The following is a 25181-nucleotide window of genomic DNA, read 5'->3' on the forward strand; positions in this document are numbered from 1 at the left end:
GGAAAGTTTGGTGACGACGGTAGTAATTACATCTGAGGCGAAGATTACGAGCAATGGGCTATCCGCCTCTGCCCGCAACGGTGTGCTGCATCTGCAGCTTCATCGGCCAGAGCGGCTCAATGCCTTCACGGCAGAGCTGATCACGGATATCCGGGGGTATTTGGCGGAGGCGAGGGACGATGTGACGATCAGGGCCGTAATGTTCAGCGGATCGGGTAAGGCTTTCAGTGCCGGTATTGATCTCGCAAGCGGAAGTGGGGATGAGAAGCCCGGCTGGTTCGCGAAGAGAATGCGCGATACCTACCACGCTCTGATGCAGGAAATGGTGAGTTATCCGAAACCGGTGATCACAGCTGTTCATGGCGTTTGCGTCGGCGGGGCTATGGGGTTTATTACCTCCTCTGATATCGTTCTTTGTAGCCATTCCGCTCGGTTTATTCTGGCCTTCGTTAAGGTAGGCCTCGTTCCTGATTGCGGGACGAGCTGGGGGTTGCCGAAACGGATAGGGCAGGCCCGTGCGAGGGCCTGGGCCCTGCTTGGTGATGAAATTGACGGTGTGACCGCCGCAAATTGGGGTCTGGTTTGGAAATCCACAGACGAAGATAAGCTGATGGATGAAACTACGCGCATCGCAGAGCGCTTGGCCAATGGGCCCGCCGTCGCCATACAGCAAATCAAGGATTTGTTTAACGTATCGGAAAATGCCTCCCTTTCAACCGCATTCGATGCCGAAGTTGAGGCGCAAATCACAGCGCTGGCGCATCCCGATGCAAAGGAAGGCCGCACGGCGTTTCTTGAGGAGCGCGCCGCAAAATTTGGAGTGAATAGAAGTGAAAAATAATAACAAGGATAGTGTAGGTAAAATTAATATGAAAGATAGCTATCAAGCCATAAACTGGCGCCGACGTGGCCGTGTCCTGACCTTGGAAATGAGCCGTCCCGCTTCCTTCAATGCCGTTGATGAGGTTTTACACGAAGAGCTTTCCCGTGTTTTCCGGGACGCGGATGCAGATCCGGACTCAGATGTGATTATCTTCACCGGCGCGGGGGAGGCGTTCTGTGCAGGGGGCGATGTAAGCTGGATGCAGCGGGCGATTGATGAGCCCGAAACCTTTGAGCGGACCGTAACCGAAGCCAAACAGATCGTCTTCTCAATGCTCGACTGCGAAAAGCCGATCATCTGCCGGATCAATGGCCATGCAATGGGCCTTGGCTGCACGCTGGCGCTCTTTTGTGATGTGACCTTTATGAGTGAGGCCGTCAAGATTGGCGATCCGCATGTCCTGATGGGAATGGTTGCGGGCGATGGCGGCGCTGTTATCTGGCCTGCGCTGGTCGGCCTTTCTCGCGCCAAGGAGTTGTTGATGACCGGCGATCATCTCACGGCGAATGAGGCGAAGGAAATTGGACTGATCAATCACGTTTGCAAGACGGATGAGTTGGACAATGCCGTGGACGCCTTCGCGGACCGGTTGGCAAACGGGCCTTTGAAGTCGATTAAGTGGACCAAGGTGAGCCTGAACATTCATCTGAAGCAAATTGCTCATTCAGTGATGGATGCCTGCCTTGCCTATGAGGCAATGACGAATTTAAGCGCGGATCATCAGGAAGCGGTTAACGCCTTTCGTGAGAAACGTCCGCCTGTTTATACAGGGAAATAGTTTATCTAAATGACAAAGATGGAAAGATACTTATGAGTATGAGTTCGACAGCTGACCTAACGGGCCGCCGTATCCTCGTGACCGGGGCAGGCGGTGGAATTGGTCTTTCGATTGCAAAAAAGTTGAGTGATGCCGGTGCGAACGTGGTTATCAATGACGTGTCGGCGGAAACACTTGAAGAGGCAGGGAAAAAAATTGGTGCGGTCGGCACTCTGGCGGCCAATATCTCGGAAGAGACGTCCGTTAAGGCTTTGATGAAAGAAACCGCCTCCATTCTGGGAGGCATCGATGGCGTCGTGAATAATGCCGGTGTTGCCGACCCTGTTCGGGGGACGAAACGGCAAACGCTTGAGGACTGGCGCCGCGTTATCGATGTGAATGTGCAGGGATGTTTCCTGATGTCGCGGGAGATGACTTCCTACATGAAACCCGGCGCATCTATGGTCAATATCGCTTCCGTTGCCGGGCTCGGCGGATTTGCCGCGTCAAACGCCTATGGCGTCAGCAAGGCGGCAATCGTTATGATGACGAAAACGCTGGCGTGCGATTTTGCGCGTTATGGTGTGAGGGTGAATGCAGTGGCCCCTGGTGTGATAGAAGCGCCAATGGCGGCAGACATACTTGAAGGTGGAGCATTGGGAGCAGATCCATACCTGCGCCGGATTCCCATGGGCCGCTTGGGAAAGCCGGAAGAAATAGGAAATGCCGCGCTGTTCTTGTTGTCGGACATGGCAAGTTATATAACTGGTGTAACTCTGCCGGTTGATGGTGGATGGATGGCGTTCGGTGGTGCGGGGGATGCCTCTCGCCCGGCGGAGGTCGCATAAATTCCGCTGCGTTAAAATGTAAAGAAAAGGGCCTGTTTGACTATGTTAAGACCGAATAGGAAGAATAGACCTTCCCGTGAAGAAAAAGCGGCTTTAAATCGCCGGGCAATAATTGATTCCGCCGCCATTTGTATTGGCAAATATGGATATAATGACGCATCGATTGCCAAGATAACGGACGGGGCAGGGCTAGCCCATGGCACATTTTACAACTACTTTGAAGACCGGCAGGATTTGTTCGAACAACTGCTCCCGATAAAGGGGCTCGAAATACTGGATTACATAAAGAAGCATATTGGGCCTGCGAAAAGCCTCATCGAAATGGAACGTTTTGGCTTGCTCGCCTTTCAGTCTTATGTTCAGGAAAATCCGTGGTTTTTCAGGCTGTTACACGAAGGAAGGTTTGCCTCGCCAAAGGGGCATGCTGCTCATATGGATAATCTTTTTCGCCCATTTGTTCGTGCCTTGAAACGGTGGCAGAACAAAGGTGAGCTTAAAGGCTATACGGAAGAACAGCTGGAATCGCTTGCCTATCTCATGATCGGAGCCCGTGACTATCTCTTTATACGATCAACGGATAAGGGAACCGTATTCAAGCCCTTGGAAGAGGCTCAGTTAAGCGCGTATCTGGATCTTTTGCAAAATGGCATTTTGGAGAAGCCGCCGGAAAGCTGAATGGGCTGCTGATTAGGTAAAAAAATAAATAAAAATATGAGGAGAAAAGCCATGGGTCCGTTAAGCGGGATAAAAATCATTGAAATGGCGGGAATAGGGCCGGGCCCTTTCTGCGCTATGATGCTGGCGGACATGGGGGCGGACGTCATTCGTATTGACCGGCCTGGCGGCAATAATTTGCTGGGGCTTGATTATGATATTCTCAATCGGGGGCGGCGGTCTATTGCCCTTGACCTCAAAACTCCGGAAGGTGTGCAGACGGTTCTGGATCTCGTTGAAAAGGCGGATGGCCTTATCGAAGGCTTTCGTCCTGGTGTGATGGAAAAGCTGGGCCTTGGGCCCGATGTATGCCTTAAAAATAATCCCAAACTGATATATGGCCGGATGACGGGCTGGGGGCAGGACGGACCCTTGGCAAAAGCGGCGGGTCACGACATTAATTACATCGCGCTGACCGGAGCCTTGCATGCGATCGGATCGAAAGAGGGCGGGCCTGTACCACCCCTTAACCTAATCGGCGATTTTGGCGGCGGCGCGATGTATCTTGGATTTGGAATGGTCTGCGGTCTTTTAGAGGCAAAATCATCGGGCAAGGGTCAGGTTGTTGACGTCGCGATGACGGACGGTGCGTCGCTTCTGATGGCGGGGATCTATAACCTGTATCAATCTGGAAAGTGGTCTGATCACCGGGAGGGTAATCTTCTTGATGGCGGGGCGCATTTCTACGGCTGCTATCAATGTGCGGATGGGAAGTGGGTTTCCATAGGGTCCATTGAGCCGCAATTTTACGCGGAGCTCCTCGAAAAGGCAGAAATTGACGATCCCGGGTTTAATGCCCAGATGACTTCTGAAAATTGGCCCGCACTTAAAGAAAAGCTTGCCGCCAAATTCAGAACGAAATCGCGGGATGAATGGTGTGCGATTATGGAAGGAACGGATATCTGTTTTGCGCCGGTTCTGGATATGAGTGAAGCGCCGCTTCATCCGCACAACAAGGAACGTCAAACATTTATCGAGCAGGATGGTATGGTTCAGCCGGCGCCTGCTCCGCGCTTTAGCCGGACCAAACCGGAAATCCAGAGCCCGCCACCGCAGCCCGGTCAGCATTCGAAGGAAATCCTGCAAGACTGGGGCATCAAGCCATAAATTATTGGCAGCAAAGCGAACTCACCTAAGCTCGCCGCTTAGGTGAGTTGCTGTGGGTCAGCTAGTTCCAGAATTAACGGATATGGGTAACCGCAGGCGTTTTTGCGTATGTGGCTAGTCCTTGCGATATTCGCTTTTTATCTGCTCAATCATGTCGCTTACAGGTGTTACGGAGGCGACTCCGGAGACGCTATGTCCCGCCGACCAAATATCTTTCCAGCGCTTTGGGTCGGACTTACGGTTTTCGACATTAATGTCGTCGGTGATATTGATCTCTCCGCGAGCCGAAAGGTTATCGGGATCAAGGCCGGAATTTACAATCGATGGCCGTAACATATTTGCCTGCAGCCCGGTAAAGGCGCTTGTCAACAGGATGTCGTCTGCACTGGAGTCCACCAGCATGCTTTTGTATTCTTCGCTTGCCATACTTTCCTGCGTTGCGATAAACCGAGTTCCCATATAGCCGAGGTCACAGCCGAGGGTCTCGGCCGCGCGCAAGGCCTGACCATCTGAGATACCGCCCGCGAGAACAATTGACCCATCGAAGAAAGTACGCACGGCGCGAACAAAAGCAAAAGGATTAAGCCAGCCCGTCTGGCCGCCTGCGCCCGCTGTGAGAAGGACTAATCCATCTACCCCCGCCGCAACCGCCTTTTCTGCATGCATCAGGGACGCGACATCGGCGAAAACCAGCGCCCCGATATCCTGAAGGGGTTTTAATACAGGTGTTGGCGGACCAACGCTGGTAATAACAAGCTGCGGTCGATGTGTTAGTAGAATATCGAGATCTTCCGCAAGCCGTTTGTTCGATTTGTGGACAATAAGGTTTGGGCAGTAAGGCGCCGAAGGCAATCCGGTTTTCTGTTCATGCTTTGCGAGGCGTGTCGAAATATCTGTTAGCCAGGAATCCAGTTCTGCCGTATTCCGGCAATTGGCCGTCGGGAACGATCCAATGACACCTGCTTTTCCGGCGGCAGCGACGAGATCGGGGCCCGAGACCAGAAACATTGGGGCCGCGATCAATGGCAGCGTTAAACGCTCCCTTATTTTATTGAATGTCGCGAGCGGCATGTCAGATACTTTCTTTTTTGTCTTGCCAATAGGTTTTTCTTATTTCGCGTTTCAGGACTTTCCCAACAGCACTTCGGGGCAATTCTTCAATAAAATCAACGCTTTTTGGTGCCATCACGCTCCCGAGTTTCTCTTTGCAGAGCGCGATTAAAATGGTATCGGCTACGTCTGCACCGGGAGCCAATTCGACCACAGCCTTTACTGCTTCTCCCCATTTTTCATCCGGGACGCCAATTACGGCGCAATCTTGAACCGCAGGATGCTGAAGCAGTGTTTGTTCAACTTCGAGGGGGAAAACATTGAACCCCCCGCTGATAATCAAATCGCGCTTGCGATCACTGATATAAATGAACCCGTCCTTATCACGATAGCCAAGATCACCGGTTCTCTGCCAGCCGTTAGATTGAATTGCTTTTGTTGCTTCTGGATCGTTCAGATATCGAAACATGACAGTTGGTCCACGTACCGCCATTTCACCAACCTCGTCAGGAGGGAGTATTTCACCGGCGTCATCCAGAATTTCAATCGCACTGGTAGTTATTGTGGGCTGCCCAACCGATTGTAATCGTCCCGCCTGTGCGGGGTTTGATAGCGCTGCGGTTACAGTTTCCGGCGATATGAAGGTTAGAGGAAAGCCCGATTCCGTTTGGCCGAAAGACTGGCAGACTACCGGGCCGAATATTTCATGTGCCCGGGCGATTTTTTCCACCGCAAACGGGGCTGCTGCGGATATCAGATAGCGCAGAGAGGAGAAGTCTGTCTCCTTGCATTTTGGATGATTCATGAGCACATAGATAAGGGTGGGCGGCATGAAAATGAGTGAGATTTTATGCACTGAGATATTTCGAAGTATCTGCTCAGGATCCGCGGTTGCCATCATTACAACAGTCCCGCCAAAGGCAAGCACGGCAAGGGCGACAAAGCCTCCCGCATGCGTAATCGGTGCTACGGCCAGGTTTATTGGAGGCGTGTTCTGATTAAAATCAGTCAGGGAAGTCATAAAGGCTAAAGCGCTGTATGTAAGGAGACATTGGCCCGCTTGCGTTATTTTCGGAGCCCCTGTCGTGCCCCCTGTAGAGCCCTGAAAACCGACCCCGTTTTCGGGAAGATATATATTACAATGAGTTTCCGGTGCATCCTCAATGAACTGGGCAAGTGAAGGATATCCGCTAACTTCTTTGTCAATGCAGATGATAAATTGCAGAGCCTCAACGCCTTGTTCAATCTCGCTGATCTGATCCGCGACGGAGCTGTGGAAAAATAGGGCCTGACAACCTCCCCGGTGGAGCAGGTCCTTAATGATAGTTACTCCAGATCGGAGGTTGATATTGCTCCAGGCGCCGCCCGCCCGAATTCCCCCAATTATAGAAATCATGGCCAGGTTGGTATTCGGGCTGAGTACCGCGAATGGTGTTTCAGGTTTAAACCCTTTTGCTATGAGGGCATTCCCAATCCGGTTGGTCTGATTTGCCAGCTCTGTATGAGTATAGCTTCCATGATCGTCGATTAGAGCTTTCCGGTTGCCGGCTAACTTGGCACTTCGATCCAGAAAATCCACGTAATTGAGTGTACTCATTGATTGTCCTCCCAGACTAATTGCATACCATTTTCAGCCCCTGCTACTTAAAGAGCCGCTTGGTAGTAGTTTTGTTTTTCGGCATATTAAGCGTTTTCTACATATCGTCAATAATCATGACTTATGATTCTATAGTCATTACTGTTGACGGCGTGCGTATTGTGCTCAATAGGGCATTATCAGAGTAAAATGGCTAGTTGATGTTTTCCGGGTAATGAGTTGACATCACTCATCTAACGCAATTGATGTTAAGCTGCTGCCGTGGCATTTTGCGTCGGGTGTAGAAAAAAATCCAACACTTCGCCTTCACGATCAATGGCATGCCATAGGAAAAATCGTTTTCCTCGAATTACAATGACCATTTCGTCTAAATGCCAGATGTCATTGGGAGAAGGGCGTAAAGGCTCCGTAAAACTTTCCAATCCCCATGGAGATCAAACCGCCCAGCAAAGTACCCGCGCGCTTCATCTTCACGGCGACTTGGCTGGCAGCAAGGAGTCGGCGGCAGGAGTCAAACTGAGCAAACTCACGAGTATTACACCCTAATTCATCTCGCGTTCAGTGACGCCTAAAGCTCGAAATGTTGGCCACCCCGGTTATTATTTTCCGCGGGGAAAGCGTTGTTTTGCTTCCACATCATTCAGATCCATGTGGTTGCGCATGAAGCGTTCTGACGCGTTCTTCGACGGCTGGTAGTCCCACGGGTAATAGGTGCCGTTGCGCAAGGCCTCGTAAACGATCCATCGGCGTGCTTGTGATTGCCTGACTTCTTTATCGAACCGATCCAGATTCCAGCGAGCATCTACCAAGGCGCGCATCTGTTCCAGCACTGTGGCAAAGGCCGGATCTTGCGCCAAATTCGACATCTCGTGCGGATCCGTCTCCAAATCGAAAAGCAATTCAGGATCGGATGCGCATCGGACATATTTGTATTGGCCATCGCGCAAAGCCACAATTGGAGAAATGGACGCTTCGGCGGCATACTCAATCGCAACCGGGCCGCGCTTGATCTTGCCTTGTGCCACGCCCAGCAGGCTTGTCCCATCAGTCCACGGCACAACGTCCTCCGCGCGAATGCCCGCCAAGTCGGTGAGGGTCGGGCAAACATCAATGGTCGAGACGGGCGTGTCTATCTTGCCCGGCGTAAGGTTCGGGGCAGAAATCATCATGGGAACCCGCGATGACCCCTCAAGCATGCTCATCTTGAACCAAAGGCCATGCTCGCCAAGCATGTCTCCGTGATCGGAAAGAAACAGGATCGTCGCTTCCTGTTCTGTTTTCTCCAAGACGTCCAGAATCTCACCGATTTTGTCGTCCAGATAGCTGATATTGGCAAAGTAGGCGCGGCGAGAGCGGCGAATGTCCTCCTCGCGGATCTTAAAATTATGCCAGTCGTTGGCATCAAAGATGCGCTTTGAATGCGGATCGTGCTGTTCATATGGAATTGCGGGCACTTCCGGCAGCAAATGTGTGCAATCCTCATAGAGATCCCAGTATTTCTGGCGGGCAACATAAGGATCATGGGGATGCGTGAAGCTAACGGTTAGGCACCATGGTCGAGCGTTATGTCTGCGCGCCAAGTCATATAGCTTGGCGCGGGCCTGAAATGCAACCTCATCATCAAACTCCAGTTGGTTCGTGATTTCGGCCACGCCCGCTCCGGTGACAGAGCCAATATTATGGTACCACCATTCGATCCGCTCGCCGGGTTTGCGATAATCGGGCGTCCATCCAAAGTCGGCAGGATAGATGTCAGTCGTCAAGCGCTCTTCAAATCCGTGTAACTGATCCGGGCCAGCAAAATGCATCTTGCCCGACAGGCAGGTGTAATAGCCTGCGCGGCGTAAATGATGCGCAAAAGTGGGTATGTCTGACGGAAACTCCGCTGCGTTGTCATAGACACCAGTGACAGACGGCAGCTGCCCGGACATAAAACTTGCCCGCGCCGGTGCACATAACGGCGAGCCTGTATAACAATTGGCAAAGCGCACAGAACGTTGAGCTAGCCGCTTTAAGTTTGGCGTGTGAAGCCAGTCCGCCGGGCCATCGGGAAACAAGGTGCCGGTCAACTGATCGACCATTAACACTAGTATATTCATAGAGCCTTCCGAAACGCTGCAGCCGCCTCTGAGTTTGACTTGATTGTAGAGGAGACTGCCTGATGAATGTGTTGGATGTTGTCAAATTGCCTCGCACCGTAACTTGGCGCGAGGCATTTATTTTCGTGCACCTAATCGGCGGCCGTTGGAGAGTGGGTTGTTGGTATCCCCAAGGCCTCGCGCTTGCTATCTCTGTAAATCGCTTTCAGAAGCGCGATCCACATAAGAACCATGACAAGCGAGAAGGGCAGGGCACCGATAACCATTGCTGTCTGAATAGCCTTTAGGCCGCCAACCAGCAGCAATGCGGCGACAACCGCGCCCAATGTCACGCCCCAGAATATAATATGCGGGCGTGCTTTCGGACCTTCGTCACCAGCGGCATTAATCGTATTCACAATCAACACAGCCGAGTCCGCCGAGGTAACCAGATAGGTCATCAACAAGATAACAATGATAACGGCCATTACCCATCCCAGAACGTCGCCCAGAATTAAAGCAGTCATCGCAAAGATCTTGTCGCCATCTGTCGCGCCAAAGATTTCACCATTGGCAACGCCGGACAGTTCCATTTCGATGGCCGTGGCTCCCGCGAAGGAGAACCAGACGAAGCACATAATGGCAGGCACAAACAGGGCGCCCAATACAAATTCCCGAATGGTCCGGCCTTTGGAAATACGCGCAAGGAACAGGCCAACAAAAGGAGCAAAGGCGACCCACCAGGCCCAATAGAACACCGACCAAGCGCCTTGCCACCCTTCGAGTTTGTCGGCCACGCCGCCGGTTCCGTCCCCTGAATAAACAGTAAATAGCATGGCGGGCAGGCTGATGATATATTCCCACATGCCCACGAACAGCGCCTGAATACCGAACCATGTCGATCCGAACAGCATCAGGAAGGCAAGCAGGAAGATGGATAGTCCCATATTGAGGTTGGACAGCCACTTAATACCCTTGCCAACGCCGGATAGTGCCGACAGTGTCGATGCGCCCATAATGATAACGATGGCGACGATGATCCCGACCGAAGACGCATTGCCTTCTGAATTGACAAGCCAGTCCCCAATACCAATGCGTGCCATGCCGGCAACGAACTGCTCAACCCCGAAGCCCAGTGTCTGCGCTACACCGAGAATGGTTGCAATCACGGCCACGATGTCCACGATACTGCCCAACGGACCAGATAGCTTACTGCCGAAAAGGGGCGTCAGCGCAGAGCGGATCGTCAGAGGCAAGCCGCGCCGGTAGGCAAAGAACGCCAGGGCCAATCCGGCGATGGCATATGATGACCAGGCTGAGAACCCCCAATGCAAATAGGACCATTGAAAAGCATTCAGGAAGTTCTCTTTCGTGCCTCCTCCTACCAGACCCTGGATAACCTCGGGATTGTTCTTGAAGTGATAGATCGGTTCGGCAACAGCCCAGGTCAGCATGCCAACGCCGATCCCGGCGCCGAACATCATTGAAAACCACGAGAAATTAGAAAATTCCGGAGTGTCGCCATCTTGTCCAAGTCTAAGGCGGCCTGCGGCGGGCCATACGGCAAGCCCCAGACAGACCAGAACAAACGAGGCCATGACGTAGATGTACCATGTCCCAAAATTTGACAATATGAAGCTGTTAAACTCCGCCAATATTGCGCCGGCATGATCCGGGAAGGCGACCGCCCAAAGAACCAGGGCTCCGACAGCGAGCTTCGATGTGACGGTGACGTCGATGCTGAACCCTGAATAGAACCCGGTATCAGCAGTCTTGATGGGTAGATTTGTAAGTGGTAGCTTCATGTGTCCCCTCCCAAAATTTTAAGTCTGGTATGTGTCCGTTAGAACCCCTCTTGCGACATATCGGAGTTTAGTGCCTAGGAAAAAGCTATGCCTCAGCAATAGTGCTTGAAAAAAAATCCTTTTTGTAGAATGTTGTTGTGATGTCTGGCATAGATAAATCCTATAGCAAATTCGCACGATGCTCGGCGGATCTCTGTGCATTTATGCTTGTCGGTCAGTTGGGCAAGTTGTCGGCGGCTGCTCAGGAAATGAAAATTACACAGCCGAGCATGAGCCAGCGGATCAAAAATCTAGAGACCGAGTTGGGCCGATCCTTGTTCGTCAGAACCTCAAGGGGAGTAGAACTGACGTCTGAAGGCCAATCGCTCTATCGGTTGCTTCAGCGCCCTCTACAACAATCAGCGGAACGATTTATCGAGTATTTGCAGCAGCCGGAATCCGATCGGGTGATTATTTCCGTGGATTTTGCCTTTGCGTCATTTTGGTTGTTGCCGAGGTTGCCTCAACTACGCGAAGAACTCGGTAAGCTGGATCTAAGAATTGTCACTTCACAAGATCCGTTGAAAATTTCTGATCCAGAGCCCGATATCTCAATTTTCATGGCGAGGCATGATCATGTTCCTATCGATGCGGCCCTGCTGTTTCAGGAGCAGGTATCGGCAATCTGCAGCCCTGAATTCCTTCAGGCAAATCCGAACATCGATTCACTGGAGAAGTTGGTTGCATCAGAAGCACCATTGTTGCATCTCAATTCTCCGACAATGGATACGCCATGGATAGACTGGGCCGACTGGCTGAGAAGATTGGGTGTGACGCTTAAAAAGCCGTCAGAGAAAACAGTTTTTAACAGCTACGAGATGGTGATCAAGGCAGCAAGGAGTGGTCAGGGAGTTGCGCTCGGATGGCATGTTCTGCTTGACGATCTTTTGGCTCGATCTGAGTTGGTGCGCCCCTTTTCCAATACTGTTACCACTGACGTGGGATATTACATTAAAATTGAACATGCCGCCCCGTCCGCGCGGGTAGCCGAGGTTCAAAACTGGATGATCAAGGCACTGAATTGAAGCCGGTCTTATGCATCCCGGAGGACTAATCCAGCTTCGGAATATTTTCCGCAAAGTTCAGGAGATAACGCTCTCTTTTGAGGCCAGCCTCAGACGTATGCCTTTCGAAAGCGCGAGGGATTTAGTGAAAAGCCGCATGGTTCAATTTTTTTGACTAATGGCTTGCGCGCAGGCCATTCAGAAAGATTTTGAGAAAATCATTGGCGACATCGGCGTATGTTTCATTGTTTCCGTTCGGTCGCCAATGCGGTACCCAGTTAAAGGCTCCAAAAAGAGCGGCGGCGGCAATTTTAGGTTCGCACGGCGCAATCGAGCCATCTTCAATTCCCTTCTGCAACAGGTCCCTTACGGTATGATCGAGCCTCCTTCTTCCGTCCCTTAAAATCTCCCTGCATTCTTCAGAGAGAACCCGGTCTGTGGACAGTACGAGGCATGCGCCAAATTCATTGGATAGTAAATCCATATAGCTCCGCATGATCATCTCGATGCGTTCAAGAGGGGGGAGGCGGTTATTCTGGCTGTCCGCCAAAGTGTGATGCATAAACTCCAGGGCGAGGCGGCTGCATTCAAAAAGAATATCGTCTTTGTTTTTTACGTAATAGTAAAGTGTCCGCTTGGAAACATTCAGCTCCGAGGCAATGTCATCAAGTGAAGTTCGGTCAAATCCGTGCTCGTTAAAGAGCCGGGCACCTGTGCGCAATACCGCCATGCGCTTTTGTTCACGGAGGTCATTCTGATCGAGCGCTACCTCGCTCCATGTATCTGATGCCATCTTTCCCGCCTTCTCTCTTGACTCGAATCTTATCTAAACAACCACAGTTACATATGCGCGTTGCAAGAAAGTATGAGTATATAGCAAATTTGTTGACATGTAACCCACCAGTGGGATACATTTTTTCAAAATAGAAAACAGGTCTGGAAATGCGAATGCGGCAGGCTGAATTCAGGGAAGTTTTGGGGAGACAAATTTTATGCAGTTAACGTCAATTATCAGAAGGGCGGCCCAGGTAAATCCCCGGGAGATGGCTACCATCTATAAGGACCGGCAGCAAAGCTGGGCCGAATTCGTTGAACGCACAGCCAAATTGGCGGGGGCACTCCAGAATCTGGGGATGAAAAGCGGGGATCGGGTCGCCATGCTGGCCCTCAATTCCGATCGGTATCTAGAGTATGTCTTCGGTGTTTTGTGGGGCGGCGGGGTTATCGTTCCGATGAATTTGAGATGGTCTCCTGCGGAAAACGCCTATTCAATTGACGATTCCGGCACCGAAATCATGCTTGTCGATGAAAACTTTAAAGATATGGTTCCGGCGATACAGGAAAAATCAACTTCGCTAAAAACCCTGATCTTTTCGGGCGAAGGGGAAACCCCGGCAGGTATGCTGAGTTATACTGACATTGTTACCGCAGCCGAGCCTGTTGAAGACGCGGAGCGGGGCGGTGAGGACCTCGCCGGAATTTATTATACTGGCGGGACGACAGGGTTCCCTAAGGGCGTGATGCTCTCTCACCGCAGCCTCTATATCAGCAACCTGTCTAACTGTCGTGAATTCTGTATGCCCGATGGCGCGAGATATTTACACGCGGCGCCCATGTTTCATCTGGCTGATGGGGCGGCGTCGCTGGCGGCAACATTTGCGGGCGGCACTCATATCATGATCTCGAGTTTTACTCCCCTCGCGACGCTGGAAGCGATGCAGGAGCATAAACCAACGCATGTATTGCTTGTGCCGACGATGATTCAGATGCTGGTTCAGTCCCCCGATTTCAACAAGTATGACACATCGTCCCTTGCGACAATCATGTATGGCGCGTCGGCAATCAGCGAAGCGGTGCTTGTCGAGGCAATGACGAAACTTCCAACCACCAAATTTGTTCAGGCCTATGGGCAAACGGAACTGAGCCCCGTCGCAACGATATTGGCCCCTGAATATCATACGACGGAAGGGCCGTATGCCGGCAAATTACGCTCCGCCGGAAAGGCTGTCGGAACCTGCGAGCTTAAAGTTGTTGATGAAGACGGGAATGAAGTTCCGACGGGTTCTGTTGGTCATGTCGCGGTAAAAGGCCCGATTACCATGCTCGGGTACTGGAATAAGCCCGAACAAACTGCCGACGCTTTGCGCGATGGCTGGGTTTACACCGGCGATGGCGGGTATCTCGATGAAGACGGGTTCCTATTTATCGCCGATCGTCTGAAGGATATGATCGTCTCCGGCGGCGAGAATGTTTACTCCGCCGAAGTTGAGCAGGCCGTCACTCAGCATTCTGCGGTTGCGGAATGCGCAACCATCGGCATTCCTCATGAAAAATGGGGCGAGAGTGTACATTCTATTGTAATCCTGAAGCCGGGAGAGACAGCAACGGAAGAGGAAATTATCAAACATTGTCACGATCTGATTGCCGGATATAAATGTCCGCGCAGTGTCGAATTCCGTAGCGAGCCAATGCCACTTTCCGCCGCCGGTAAAGTCCTGAAGAAAGATTTGCGGGCGCCCTACTGGGAAGGCAAGGAGCGTAACGTCAACTAATGTTATCTGAATAAACAGGAAAGAGAGAAATCATGGGTAAGAATATTGTTGTGGCGGGCGTTGGAATGACAGCGTTCGTAAAGCCGGGCCAGAATGAGGACTATCCGGTCATGGGAGCAAAAGCGATCAACATGGCGCTCGAAGATGCCGGGCTGGACTATGACAAGATACAGCAGGCCTATGCCGGTTATGTCTATGGTGACAGCACTTGCGGCCAGAGGGTTCTCTATGAGGTAGGGATGACCGGTATTCCCATTATTAATGTAAATAACAATTGCTCGACCGGGTCCTCCGCTCTTTTCCTCGCGCGTCAGGCGGTCGAGTCTGGTGTGGTTGATTGTGCGCTGGCCGTCGGGTTCGAGCAGATGACGCCAGGCGCTCTTGCTGACGTCTGGACGGACAGGCCAAGCCCGCTCGGTAAGTTCAATAATCTGACGGATGAACTGACTCAGGACTTTACTTCCCCTATGGCCATTAAGATGTTTGGCGGCGCCGGGCTTGAGCATCAGAAAAAATATGGCACGAAGGATGAGACTTTCGCCAAGATTCGCGCAAAGGCAAGCAGCCATGCCGTCCACAATGACAAGGCCATTTTCCGAAAGGAAATTTCCGTTGAGGACGTCATGGGCTCGCCGCGAATGACAAGCCTTCTGACACGGTTGCAATGCTGCCCGCCAACATGTGGTGCCGGTGCTGCCATTGTCTGTACAGAAGAATTTGCCAAAAAGCACGGTATCGACGCCGGCGTTGTGATTGCCGGACAGGCAATGACCACAGATTATGGTTCCACCTTTGATATGAACGACATGATGCGTGTTGTCGGATATGACATGACGGCCGCCGCCGCAAAGAAGGTCTATGAGCAATCGGGCGTCGGACCGGAAGATATCGATGTGGCGGAGCTCCATGACTGCTTTACCGCGAACGAACTGATCACCTACGAAGGTCTTGGCTTTGCCACGGAAGGCGGCGCGGAGAAATTTATCTGGGACGCAGAGAATACCTATGGCGGCAAGGTGGTTACAAATCCGTCCGGCGGATTGTTATCTAAGGGGCATCCCCTAGGTGCGACAGGGCTCGCCCAGTGCTATGAACTTGTCAACCAGCTTCGCGGTAACTCCGGAAAGAGACAGGTTGAGGGGGCAAGGACTGCCCTTCAGCATAATCTCGGACTTGGTGGCGCCTGTGTCGTCACTCTGTATCAGGCGGCTTAATTAAGTTCCTCCCAGGGCGTGTTTTGCTTCGGCAAGGCACGCCTTTCTTCCAGACAACGGATAAATAATTATGATTGATCGCAGCCATATCGGACGCGAGTTCGGCGTTCATACGGCAGATATCGAAAAGGGGCGGCTCAGGTTTTTTGCAAAGGCCACGGGTGAGACCAATCCTGTCTATTTCGATGAAGAAGCCGCGAAGGACGCGGGGCATCCAACGTTGCCCGCTCCGCCGACTTTCCTCTTTTCTATGGATATGGAGGTTCCTGACCCGTTTGAAATTCTGAAGGTCATGGATATTGATCTTGGGAAAATTCTCCATGGCACGCAGGAGTTTATGTATCACAAACCGGTTTATGCGGGAGATACCATCTCCTTCAAGTCAGAGGTGACGGACATTTTTGACAAAAAGGGTGGCGCGCTCGAATTTATTGTCAAAAAGACGAGTGCGACTAATCAGAAGAATGAATTGGTTGCCGAGATGTCGCGCACCATCGTCGTTCGAAACGGATGAAGGGGCATAGTATGGCAGAGGTAAATTTTGTTTCCGTGAATGTTGGCGATCAAATCCCGGCCCTCGTTAAGCCGGAAATTACGCGGACAACGCTGGGACTTTTCGCCGGAGCGTCCGGAGATCACAACCCGATACATATTGATATCGATTTCGCCAAAGCCGCAGGTATGGACGATGTCTTTGCCCATGGCATGCTGTCGATGGCCTATCTTGCGCAGGCACTGACCAACTGGGTGCCGCAATCGACGCTACGTAGCTATAATGTCCGATTTTCTGCGATTACCCACTTGCGAGACAGGATCGCCTGTGACGGAGAGGTTATTGAAAAATTTGAAGAAAATGGAGAATCGCGCATTCGCGTAAAACTCCAGGCCGTCAATCAGGACGGGGACGTAAAACTTGCTGGCGATGCGGTTATCGCCCTTCCGAAACAATAAAGAAAAGTGTAAAAAATGAGCAAACTCCAAGGAAAAGTCGCCTATGTAACCGGATCCGGACGTGGTATCGGCCGCGAGGTAGCCCTTAAACTTGCCCGTGAAGGCGCGAAGGTTGTCGTGAATGATCTGGACGCTGAGCCAGCCGAAGAGGTGGTCAGCGCCATTAAAGCCAATGGCGGCGAAGCAATCGCTGTTCCGGGAAGCGTGACCGAGGCGAGTTTCGCCGAAAACTTCATTAATGCAGGTATCGATGCCTTTGGCGGCGTTGACATTATTGTCAATAACGCGGGCTACACATGGGATGCGCTGGTTCATAAAATGAGCGATGAGCAGTTTGACGCGATGATTGATGTTCATTTGAAAGCGCCATTTCAAATCATCCGCGCAGCCTCCGGCTTTATACGTGCACAGGCAGACAAAGAAGCCGCCGAGGGCCGAGAGGTTTTCCGCAAAATTGTCAATATTTCCTCTATCGCAGGCACGGGCGGTAATGCGGGCCAGATCAATTATTCTTCTGCAAAGTCGGGCGTCCTTGGGATGACCAAGACTATGGCGAAGGAATGGGGGCGGCTGAAAGTTAATGTGAACTGTGTTGCATTTGGGTTTATCCAGACCCGCCTGACCGAGGCAACCAATGAGAAGAAGACAATTGTCGTTGAGGGGAACGAAGTAGGCATTGGCATCCCGGAAAAACTGGTCGCGGGCATGGAGATGATGATCCCGCTCGGCCGGGCGGGCACGCCGCAAGAAGCGGCGGATGGTGTCTATCTTTTCTGCGCTCCAGAATCCAATTATATCAGCGGCCAGACACTGATCGTTGGCGGCGGATTGACCATATAGCTTTCATATCGAGGGAGTAGGGCTATGCCGTACGAAGATATTTCGTTGGAGATCGATCAAGGCGTAGCCCGGCTGACCTTTTGCCGACCTGACAAGTTGAATGCCTTGCGTGATCATACCGGAAGCGAAATGCAGGCAGCATTTGACGAGATGGAGAGCAATCCTGACGTTCGGGCAATTATCCTGACCGGTGAAGGACGGGCTTTCGGGGCCGGATATGATCTTTCACTTGCCAAGCCGGATGACGTTCCGGATATGGCAAAAATCCTGGAGGAGAGCTATAACCCTCTGATACGGAGAATGCGCGCGTCGCGACTGCCGATTGTCAGCGTCGTGAATGGTCCCTGTGCTGGCGCGTCAGTTGGCATTGCACTCGCCGGTGATATCGTGATTGCCGCGCGCTCCGCGTATTTTTATGAACCCTTTGTCGGGCTGGCGCTTATTCCTGACGCGGGAAATACGTTATTTCTGCCGCGGGCTGTCGGTCGGATCAGGGCGGCGGGGGCGATGCTGCTCGCAGAAAAAATTACGGCGGAAGAAGCACTCTCCTGGGGCCTGGTATGGCGTGTTTTTGAGGATGGTGAGTTAAAGATCAAAGCAGATGCGATTGCTTATAAGCTGGCGGGATTTTCACCAACGTCGGTATCCCTTATTAAAAATCTCATGTCAGAAGCGTCAGATCATGGGCTTTCCGATCAGCTTGATCTTGAACGGGATGCGCAAGGCGAGGCATGTGGGAGCCCCGAAATGAAAGCTGCTATTGCATCTTTCTTCGCCAAGCGGGCGTAATGGAAGTTTTCTGGAAGCGGAACAAACCGTTCTGAAGATTTTGAAGAAACGCTCATGGCCTGACAATAGATTTGCTGCCACATGCATGGCTCGTTGTGTGACAACGCCGTCAATTCAGGGTTTGTAGTCATCCAGGAAAAAAGTGGTGTCTTTCCATACAACTTCGAGCTGGCGCTGATTTTTCTCGTTCATCATTGCATATGCCGTGTGAGCATATCCCTTTGCATTCTCGAACCCAACCTTTTGGTATGCCTGTTTAAGATATTCTCTCTGGACATCAATGACTCCACGCCAGGCAGCAAGCCCCTCTTTAGTTAAATAGAGATGTCGGCTCCGGCGATCCTTGAGATCCTCTTTCTGGGTTATGAAGCCGTTACCGATCAGTATTTTGATTATAGGACTGATTGATTGCTGCGTGACGTCAAGAAAAGCAAGCACTTCTCTAACCGTGGCACCGGGTTTCCGCTGGAGTACATAGAGTACCCGGAAATGTGGGCGGCGGAGCCCGATAGATTGAAGGTAGGTGTCTCCCACCTCAAGCATACTATTGTAACCCAAATACATGATCGAAAATAGCCAATGTGCATGATCCTCGGGGCAGAGGTTGTCCTCGTCCAATGACATTCCGAAGCTTACTCCTTATCTGGGTGGGCATCTATGATGGAACTTTCCCACATAATTTAATTGCGTAACCCAAATTCGATGGTAACCGTTTATGTCATAACATGAAACCAAGCCGAAGAAAGGTAGCGGGACTACTGCTCGAAGTTTGGGTGGTAACATAGGCCATATCTTGTAGTAGGGATAACGATTAAAGCCATTTGAAGATATATTTACAACAATATAACTTATTAGGTCAATTATATTGTTGTAAAAGCCATGCTCCATCATAGTGGCCGGGGGCTGTCACATTAGCTTATCGCCAATTTGAGGGCAGAACACTATCAGAAATTGCATTGGTTGCGAAGAACTGAAGTAAAACTTCTGCTGAAATCGCCCATTTTTATATATAACAAATAATTTGACCTAAACAGTCTTCCTGTTATATAATTGCGTGCGCCTGAGGCATGACGCGACGAAGAAGCTGCGCATGAAAAATATCAAGAAAAACGGTTGGGCAAAATTTGCCTGTAATCAAACCATTAAGCCCCACGGGAGGGAACATGAACGTTATTAAATCCACAATTGTAACTGCTGCTTGTGCTGCTTTGTTGGCCGTCACAGGAAGCAATATTGTACATGCGGACGAGCCGGAGGTCTTCAAGATAGGTGCCGTTCTGCCTTTCTCAGGGCCATATGGTATTATCGGTAAGGGCATGAAACAAGGTGCACAGCTTGCTATTGATCTACGTGGTGGCAAGGTTCTGGGAAAGCCGATCGAGGTGACCTGGGAAGACAGTGAGACGAAACCGCAGCCAGCGGTGCAAAAGGCGACCCGCCTGATTTCCGGCGGAGCGCAGATGATCTTTGGTGCGGCGAGTTCTGCATCGACGGCGGCACTGCAGGGCATCACAGAGCAGCGCAAAATTCCTCTTCTTATAACAATTTCTGCTGATGATAAGCTCACGCGCGCAAACGGATATCGTTATTCATTCCGGACTTCAAATACGCTTGGAATGGAAATTCGCATGGCCATGGAATTCACCAAAGCGGCGGGATTGAAGAAAATTTACGGCGTCGGTGCGGACTATGCCGTTACCCGGGATGGCTGGGATGCCTATAAGGCCGCCGCGGAAGAGGCTGGTATCGAGATCGTGGGTATTGATTATCCGCCCCTCGGCAATCGGGACTATTCCGTTATCATTGATAAAATTGCCAAAACGGATGCCGATGGCGTTGTTCTTATCGTCACAGGCAGTGACGGCGTGACCTTCCTGAAGCAAGCCGGTCAAGCGGGCCTTGGCAAGACCAAGACCCTGTTCGGCCCGGTTTTACAGGATGAGGTTCTTGCGGCAGCGGTTGGACCTGATGCGGTGGGCGCGGCGTCCGGTGTCCGCTATCATTATTCCGTTGAGAACGAGGCCAACAAGGCCTTTGTTGAGGCGTATCGCGCCAAGTACAACGAGTGGCCGGATAGCTTTGCGGGCGAGGCATTCGACGGTATGAGCTGGTTCCTGGACGAAATAGACAGCACCAATTCCTGGGATCGGGAAGAATGGGTTAAAGCCTTTGAAGGAAGCGTCCGCGAAAATTCCGTGGAAGGCCGTAAAGAAATGCGTGCCTGTGATCATCAGGCGCTGCAGGTCGGCCTTTGGGGCGTTGTCGAAAAAGGCGAGGCTCCTTATCCTGATCTGAAAATGAAGATCACGAATGTCTTCCAGCCGGAGGCTCTCTTCCCGGCTTGTGAAGAATAGTCTGACTTATAAAAATCCGGGCGGTCGCAAACGAGCTGTGACCGCCCTCATTTTAATCGCAGGTTAGGTGATCCGGCTATGTCTACCATCGTGATAGGCCTGTCCATGGGCATGCTGCTGTTTTTGCTGGCGGCGGGTTTGACTCTTATATTTGGCATGCTGCGGGTAATCAACTTTGCCCATGGCTCGCTCTATATGCTCGGTGCATATCTCGCGTTCCAGATGGTGAATATCACCGGCAGTTTTTGGGCGGGATTGATTGCGGCACCGATAATTGCCGCCGTCGTTGGCGCATTAATGGAGCGTATCGCTCTGCGCCCAGTTTATAACCGCGACCATGTCTACCAATTACTCCTGACATTCGGGTTCATACTGGTCCTTGACGAGGCCGTCCGGATCATTTGGGGCCTGGAATATAAACAGATGTATCCGCCGGAGCTGTTTTCCGGGGCGATAGAGATGTTTGGCAGCTCCGTACCAAGTTACCGCCTATTTATCATCGGCTTTGGCGCGGCCGTTTCGGCAGCCCTGTTTTTCATGCTCGACCGTAGCCGGTACGGCATGATTATTCGCGCGGCCAGCGGCGACCCCGAGATGGTGCGGACCCTCGGCATCAATGTTTCGTTGGTTCGTACCGGGGTTTTCTCCTTCGGCGCTGGCCTCGCGGCCCTTGGGGGTGCCGTCGCCGGGCCGCTGTTCCCAATTGAGCTCGGTATGGGCTTTAACATTATCATCGACAGTTTCATTGTTGTGATCATTGGTGGTCTTGGCAATATTCGCGGGGCCGTTATGGCGGCGCTGCTGATCGGAATGACGCGGGCGCTTGGTTATAGCTACGCGCCGAGCTGGGTCGATTTTCTTACCTTTATTTTGTTGATTGGGACACTCATTCTCCGGCCGGAAGGGCTGTTCAGTCGCAAGGGGCGTACGGCATGAACGCGCAACGTTTAATGGCGCTAGTTGTCGCCATCATTATTTCTGTGCCCTTGATGTTCCCGGATGGACAAAGCATTGGCCTTGTAAACGCTATCTTGATCTGGTCCATATTTGCTATCGGCTTTGATCTGGTCTTCGGTGTTGTCGGGATGCTCTCCTTCGGGCATGCGGCATTCTTCGGGGTGGGGGCCTATACACTTTCGCTTCTGACAATGCGCATGGGCTGGGATTTTATCCCGGCGCTTGGGGCTGCGGGCGTGGTTGGTGGGGCTTTGGCTCTGGTGTTCAGCTATTTTGCGATCCGGGTTTCGGGGTTGTTCTTCGCGCTTCTTACACTCGCGCTATCTCAGCTTATCTACATCATGGCAGGGACTAAGCTGCGGATGCTGACCGGTGGCGTCGATGGTATCGCCGGTGTGCCGCGTCCTGAGCTGTTCGGGATCGATTTTTATAATGACGGTAATTATTATTTCTTTCTGTTGGCACTTTTCGTTCTTGCGCTGCTGATCTCCGGGCTTATCCGGATATCGCCTCTGGGCCAGGCCCTGAAAGCTATTAAATCCAACGAGGTAAGGGCGGAGCAGATCGGTTTTAATGTTCAGCGGCTGCAACGGTCGGTATTTACTATCTCCGGTATTTATGCAGGCGTTAGCGGTGGCTTGCTCGCTTCCCTGATTTTCTATGTCGGCCCGCAGATGCTCCATTGGACGACATCCGGCGATGTTGTGATCATGGTTCTGCTGGGCGGTATGGGGACGTTGTTCGGGCCTATTCTCGGCGTTGCGATATTCGAGATTATGCGGGAATGGCTCTCGACCCAGACATCTCATTGGTACGGCATACTGGGACTAATATTTATCATTTCCACGATTGCCATGCCAAAAGGTATTGCGGGCATGATTATTCAGCTTTGGAACCGCATCATGCCGGGGGGTAAGTCATGAGCACTGCAGCGGAAAATAGCCCTGTACTGCGGTGTGAGGATATCGAGGTGTCCTATGGCGCCTTCAAGGCCGTCACCAATGTCAGCTATCAGTTTAAACCTGGCTTGCTGTACGGCTTGATCGGTCCTAATGGCGCGGGCAAGACAACGCTCATGAATGCGCTCTCCGGGCGGGCGCAGCTCAGCAACGGCCGGGTGTTTCTCAATGAGGAGGAAATAACCGGTCAGTCACCCCACGCCCGGACCTGGGCAGGCCTCGGCCGGAGTTTCCAGATTACGCAGATTTTTGCCGAAATGACGGTGTTTGAAAATCTGCGGCTTGCCGCGCAGGCGCATCGTTTCCGGTTGCAGCCTTTCTGGCGCCCGGTGGGCAAATTTAAGGAAATTGCGGACGATGCGGAACGGGTTCTCTCCGAAATCGGTCTGGAAGGCTTCGGCCATGTTAATGCCGGAAGCCTCTCCCATGGGGATCAGCGCGCCCTAGAAATTGGCCTGGCGCTGTTGAGTGAACCCAAGGTGCTTTTATTGGATGAGCCGCTTGCCGGTGTTGGACATGATGTTGCGGAAAAGGCCGTCGAGCTGATCCGCAAGGTATCGCAAGGCCGGACTGTCCTGCTGATTGAGCATAATATGGACGTGGTCATGGAAATCTCTGATGAGATCATTGTTATGCTTGCAGGCGAGATACTGGCGGCCGGCGAAGCTGAGACGATCAAGCGCGATCCCCGAGTCCGAACCGCTTATCTGGGAGAGGAAGAATGAGTCTTCTGGAAATGCAGAATTGTGATGTTTTCTACGGCAAGGCGCAGGCGTTACATGATGTCTCAATCACGGTGGAAGAGGGGGAGATTGTCTCACTCATCGGTCGGAACGGTGCGGGTAAAAGCACATTGTTGAAGGCAATCATGGGCCTGAACCCGATAAAGTCCGGCACGCGTATGTATGAAGGTCGCAACGCAACCAAAATCACAACAGAGATGCTGGGGCGTTCGGGCATTGCCTATGTGCCTGAAGATCGCCGGATTTTTGCGACATTAGATGTGGACGAAAATTTGCGGATTGCGACTGTGATGGGGCGGAAGGGGGCCTGGGATCTGGCGCGGGTGTATACTCTTTTTCCGCGCCTGAAAGAACGGATGACGTCGCGCGGCGATACATTGTCCGGCGGAGAGCAGCAGATGCTCGCCGTTGGTCGCGGATTACTTACCAACCCAAAGCTGTTGTTGCTGGATGAACCAACGGAAGGCCTCGCGCCTCTCGTCGTTGAGGATCTTATCAAGGCCATGGCCTTGATCAATGCGGAAGGCGTGGCAATTCTTCTTGTTGAGCAGAATTTGAAAGTTCCGCTCAAGCTGGCGCAGCGGCAATATCTGATCGACAACGGACATATCCGCTGGTCCGGAAAAACGGATGAGCTTTTGGCGGAGCGGGAAAAAATCGAAGGACTCATAAGCCTCTAATTGCAGGAGTTAAACAAATGCCAGACGCATATATCATCGGTATAGGAATGTCTCAGTTCGGTAAGTTTTTAAACCGATCCGTCAAGGACATGACGGCGGAAGTCGTCGCAGAGGCGCTGGAAGACGCAGGGCTGGACCGCGAGGACATTCAGGCAGCATTTTTTGCAAACGCCTCCCAGGCGGCAGTTGAGGCGCAGTATCTGGTGCCGGGGCAGATTGCCCTTCGCTCCGCCGGATTTGAAGGGATCCCGATTACCAATATCGAGAATGCCTGCGCCAGCGCCAGCACTGCCCTCAACTCAGCCTGCGCTTTTGTTCAATCAGGGCAGGGCGATATTGCGCTGGCCATCGGGACGGACAAGATGAACTCAACGGATCGTGCACGCTCCTTCGCGGTTTTTGACGGTGGCTGGGATGTTCATAAGGCGGAAGAATCCATTGCCCGGCTCAGAGATATGTCAAAGGATATGAAACTTCCGCCGGAAGCGGAAGACAATGGCGGGCAGCGAAGCGTCTTTATGGATGTCTATGCGTCGCTGGCCCGAAATCACATGAACAGCTTCGGAATTACACAAGTTGAAATCGCAGCGGCATGCGCGAAGAACCATACGCATTCGCAGCATAATCCAAAGGCGCAATATCAGAACAAGATGACGGTGGAGGAGGTTCTGCAGGATCGTCCGGTTGCCTGGCCGCTCACGCTTGCCATGTGCGCCCCGATCAGCGACGGCGCGGCGGCGGCCATTGTGGTTTCAGCAGAAAAGGCGCGGCAGCTTGGACTGGGGCGGGCAGTGCGTGTCGCAGCATCCGTATTACGCTCGGGCACAAACCGGAAGCATGATGAGTTTAACAAGCAGATCACGCATCTGGCCGCAAATGCTGCTTATGAGAAAGCGGGACTTTCGCCAAAAGATATGGATGTGGCCGAAGTTCATGACGCGACGGCTTTCGCCGAAGTCCTTCAGGTGGAAGCATTGGGCTTTTGTGATTTCGGGGAAGGCGGGCGCTTGTCTGCGGAAGGCCATACGACAGTCGGCGGCCGGATACCGGTTAATCCGTCCGGCGGGCTGGAATCCCGGGGGCATCCCATCGGCGCAACCGGTCTCGCGCAGGTGTATGAACTCGTAACCCAACTTCGCGGGGAGGCAGGCCCGCGACAGGTGGATGGCGCAAAAACAGCCATTGCCGAAAATGGTGGCGGATTCCTGGGCTATGAGGAAGCGGCGGCCTGTATCACCATTTTGCAGAAGAATTAATCAG

24 protein-coding genes and 1 pseudogene are annotated in these 25181 nt (G+C 52.2%); 18 read left to right on the forward strand and 7 right to left on the reverse strand.

Features of this window, described 5'->3' with window-relative positions; genetic code table 11:
- The first annotated feature begins 10 nt into the window (after positions 1 to 10).
- The 5 genes from P1U71_RS06285 to P1U71_RS06305 are packed head-to-tail and all read left to right on the forward strand — an operon-like array spanning position 11 to position 4309.
- Positions 11 to 841, forward strand: a complete 831-nt coding sequence (locus tag P1U71_RS06285; protein ID WP_301104713.1) for an enoyl-CoA hydratase/isomerase family protein — start codon at positions 11 to 13, stop codon at positions 839 to 841.
- Between the two features lie 22 nt (positions 842 to 863).
- Positions 864 to 1661: an enoyl-CoA hydratase/isomerase family protein gene (locus tag P1U71_RS06290; RefSeq protein WP_367281140.1), complete on the forward strand. Its 798-nt coding sequence runs from the start codon at positions 864 to 866 to the stop codon at positions 1659 to 1661.
- A 32-nt stretch (positions 1662 to 1693) separates the two neighbouring features.
- Positions 1694 to 2488, forward strand: coding sequence for an SDR family NAD(P)-dependent oxidoreductase (locus tag P1U71_RS06295; protein ID WP_301104715.1), 795 nt, complete (start codon positions 1694 to 1696; stop codon positions 2486 to 2488).
- 42 nt (positions 2489 to 2530) lie between these two features.
- Positions 2531 to 3163: a TetR/AcrR family transcriptional regulator gene (locus P1U71_RS06300; protein ID WP_301104716.1), complete on the forward strand. Its 633-nt coding sequence runs from the start codon at positions 2531 to 2533 to the stop codon at positions 3161 to 3163.
- A gap of 51 nt (positions 3164 to 3214) precedes the next feature.
- Positions 3215 to 4309 (forward strand): CaiB/BaiF CoA-transferase family protein, encoded by a 1095-nt coding sequence (locus P1U71_RS06305; protein ID WP_301104717.1) that lies wholly within the window; start codon positions 3215 to 3217, stop codon positions 4307 to 4309.
- Positions 4310 to 4423: 114 nt separating this feature from the next.
- On the opposite strand, the gene P1U71_RS06310 is transcribed toward P1U71_RS06305, so the two are convergent.
- The 5 genes and pseudogenes from P1U71_RS06310 to P1U71_RS06330 form a co-directional block, all read right to left on the reverse strand.
- Entirely contained in the window at positions 4424 to 5380 is a 957-nt protein-coding gene (locus P1U71_RS06310) for a nitronate monooxygenase family protein (RefSeq protein WP_301104718.1), read from the reverse strand.
- Position 5381: 1 nt separating this feature from the next.
- The gene (locus P1U71_RS06315; protein ID WP_301104719.1) at positions 5382 to 6956 is read right to left on the reverse strand and encodes a class I adenylate-forming enzyme family protein; all 1575 of its coding nucleotides are present in this window, start codon (positions 6954 to 6956) and stop codon (positions 5382 to 5384) included.
- Positions 6957 to 7204: 248 nt separating this feature from the next.
- A pseudogene (locus P1U71_RS06320) lies at positions 7205 to 7339 on the reverse strand (DDE-type integrase/transposase/recombinase); the annotation flags it as partial.
- A 216-nt stretch (positions 7340 to 7555) separates the two neighbouring features.
- The gene (gene betC, locus P1U71_RS06325) at positions 7556 to 9055 is read right to left on the reverse strand and encodes a choline-sulfatase (RefSeq protein ID WP_367281138.1); all 1500 of its coding nucleotides are present in this window, start codon (positions 9053 to 9055) and stop codon (positions 7556 to 7558) included.
- A 131-nt stretch (positions 9056 to 9186) separates the two neighbouring features.
- A complete protein-coding gene (locus P1U71_RS06330) occupies positions 9187 to 10839 on the reverse strand; it encodes a BCCT family transporter (RefSeq protein ID WP_301104721.1) in 1653 nt (550 codons plus the stop codon).
- A 140-nt stretch (positions 10840 to 10979) separates the two neighbouring features.
- Here P1U71_RS06330 and P1U71_RS06335 point away from each other — a divergent pair, with 140 nt between their 5' ends.
- Positions 10980 to 11903, forward strand: a complete 924-nt coding sequence (locus P1U71_RS06335) for a LysR substrate-binding domain-containing protein (RefSeq protein WP_367281139.1) — start codon at positions 10980 to 10982, stop codon at positions 11901 to 11903.
- A 154-nt stretch (positions 11904 to 12057) separates the two neighbouring features.
- Here P1U71_RS06335 and P1U71_RS06340 read toward each other — a convergent pair whose 3' ends face one another.
- Positions 12058 to 12675 (reverse strand): TetR/AcrR family transcriptional regulator, encoded by a 618-nt coding sequence (locus P1U71_RS06340; protein WP_301104723.1) that lies wholly within the window; start codon positions 12673 to 12675, stop codon positions 12058 to 12060.
- A 199-nt stretch (positions 12676 to 12874) separates the two neighbouring features.
- On the opposite strand from P1U71_RS06340, the gene P1U71_RS06345 reads away from it, so the two are divergent.
- The 6 genes from P1U71_RS06345 to P1U71_RS06370 all read left to right on the forward strand — a co-directional run bounded on the left by P1U71_RS06345 (position 12875) and on the right by P1U71_RS06370 (position 18228).
- Positions 12875 to 14434, forward strand: coding sequence for a long-chain fatty acid--CoA ligase (locus P1U71_RS06345; RefSeq protein ID WP_301104724.1), 1560 nt, complete (start codon positions 12875 to 12877; stop codon positions 14432 to 14434).
- Between the two features lie 32 nt (positions 14435 to 14466).
- Positions 14467 to 15648, forward strand: coding sequence for a lipid-transfer protein (locus tag P1U71_RS06350; RefSeq protein ID WP_301104725.1), 1182 nt, complete (start codon positions 14467 to 14469; stop codon positions 15646 to 15648).
- Between the two features lie 70 nt (positions 15649 to 15718).
- The gene (locus P1U71_RS06355; RefSeq protein ID WP_301104726.1) at positions 15719 to 16162 is read left to right on the forward strand and encodes a MaoC family dehydratase N-terminal domain-containing protein; all 444 of its coding nucleotides are present in this window, start codon (positions 15719 to 15721) and stop codon (positions 16160 to 16162) included.
- A gap of 11 nt (positions 16163 to 16173) precedes the next feature.
- Positions 16174 to 16599 carry a MaoC family dehydratase gene (locus P1U71_RS06360; protein ID WP_301104727.1) on the forward strand — a complete coding sequence of 142 codons (426 nt, stop codon included), beginning with the start codon at positions 16174 to 16176 and terminating at the stop codon, positions 16597 to 16599.
- Positions 16600 to 16614: 15 nt separating this feature from the next.
- Positions 16615 to 17439 (forward strand): SDR family NAD(P)-dependent oxidoreductase, encoded by an 825-nt coding sequence (locus P1U71_RS06365; protein WP_301104728.1) that lies wholly within the window; start codon positions 16615 to 16617, stop codon positions 17437 to 17439.
- 24 nt (positions 17440 to 17463) lie between these two features.
- Positions 17464 to 18228, forward strand: a complete 765-nt coding sequence (locus P1U71_RS06370; protein WP_301104729.1) for an enoyl-CoA hydratase-related protein — start codon at positions 17464 to 17466, stop codon at positions 18226 to 18228.
- A gap of 114 nt (positions 18229 to 18342) precedes the next feature.
- Here the strand turns inward: P1U71_RS06370 and P1U71_RS06375 are convergent, their stop codons facing one another.
- Positions 18343 to 18852 (reverse strand): MarR family transcriptional regulator, encoded by a 510-nt coding sequence (locus P1U71_RS06375; RefSeq protein ID WP_301104730.1) that lies wholly within the window; start codon positions 18850 to 18852, stop codon positions 18343 to 18345.
- 539 nt (positions 18853 to 19391) lie between these two features.
- On the opposite strand from P1U71_RS06375, the gene P1U71_RS06380 reads away from it, so the two are divergent.
- The 6 genes from P1U71_RS06380 to P1U71_RS06405 all read left to right on the forward strand — a co-directional run bounded on the left by P1U71_RS06380 (position 19392) and on the right by P1U71_RS06405 (position 25177).
- Entirely contained in the window at positions 19392 to 20582 is a 1191-nt protein-coding gene (locus P1U71_RS06380; protein WP_301104731.1) for an ABC transporter substrate-binding protein, read from the forward strand.
- Between the two features lie 78 nt (positions 20583 to 20660).
- On the forward strand, positions 20661 to 21518 hold the full coding sequence (locus tag P1U71_RS06385) for a branched-chain amino acid ABC transporter permease (protein WP_301104732.1): 858 nt from the start codon (positions 20661 to 20663) through the stop codon (positions 21516 to 21518).
- A complete protein-coding gene (locus tag P1U71_RS06390) occupies positions 21515 to 22462 on the forward strand; it encodes a branched-chain amino acid ABC transporter permease (RefSeq protein WP_301104733.1) in 948 nt (315 codons plus the stop codon). Before P1U71_RS06385 ends, P1U71_RS06390 begins: the two co-directional genes overlap by 4 nt.
- Entirely contained in the window at positions 22459 to 23223 is a 765-nt protein-coding gene (locus P1U71_RS06395) for an ABC transporter ATP-binding protein (protein ID WP_301104734.1), read from the forward strand. Before P1U71_RS06390 ends, P1U71_RS06395 begins: the two co-directional genes overlap by 4 nt.
- Entirely contained in the window at positions 23220 to 23921 is a 702-nt protein-coding gene (locus tag P1U71_RS06400; protein WP_301104735.1) for an ABC transporter ATP-binding protein, read from the forward strand. Before P1U71_RS06395 ends, P1U71_RS06400 begins: the two co-directional genes overlap by 4 nt.
- A gap of 17 nt (positions 23922 to 23938) precedes the next feature.
- Entirely contained in the window at positions 23939 to 25177 is a 1239-nt protein-coding gene (locus P1U71_RS06405; RefSeq protein WP_301104736.1) for a thiolase family protein, read from the forward strand.
- Positions 25178 to 25181: the final 4 nt, after the last annotated feature.

This window comes from Sneathiella sp. (genome assembly GCF_029233945.1).
Classification (GTDB): Bacteria; Pseudomonadota; Alphaproteobacteria; order Sneathiellales; family Sneathiellaceae; genus Sneathiella.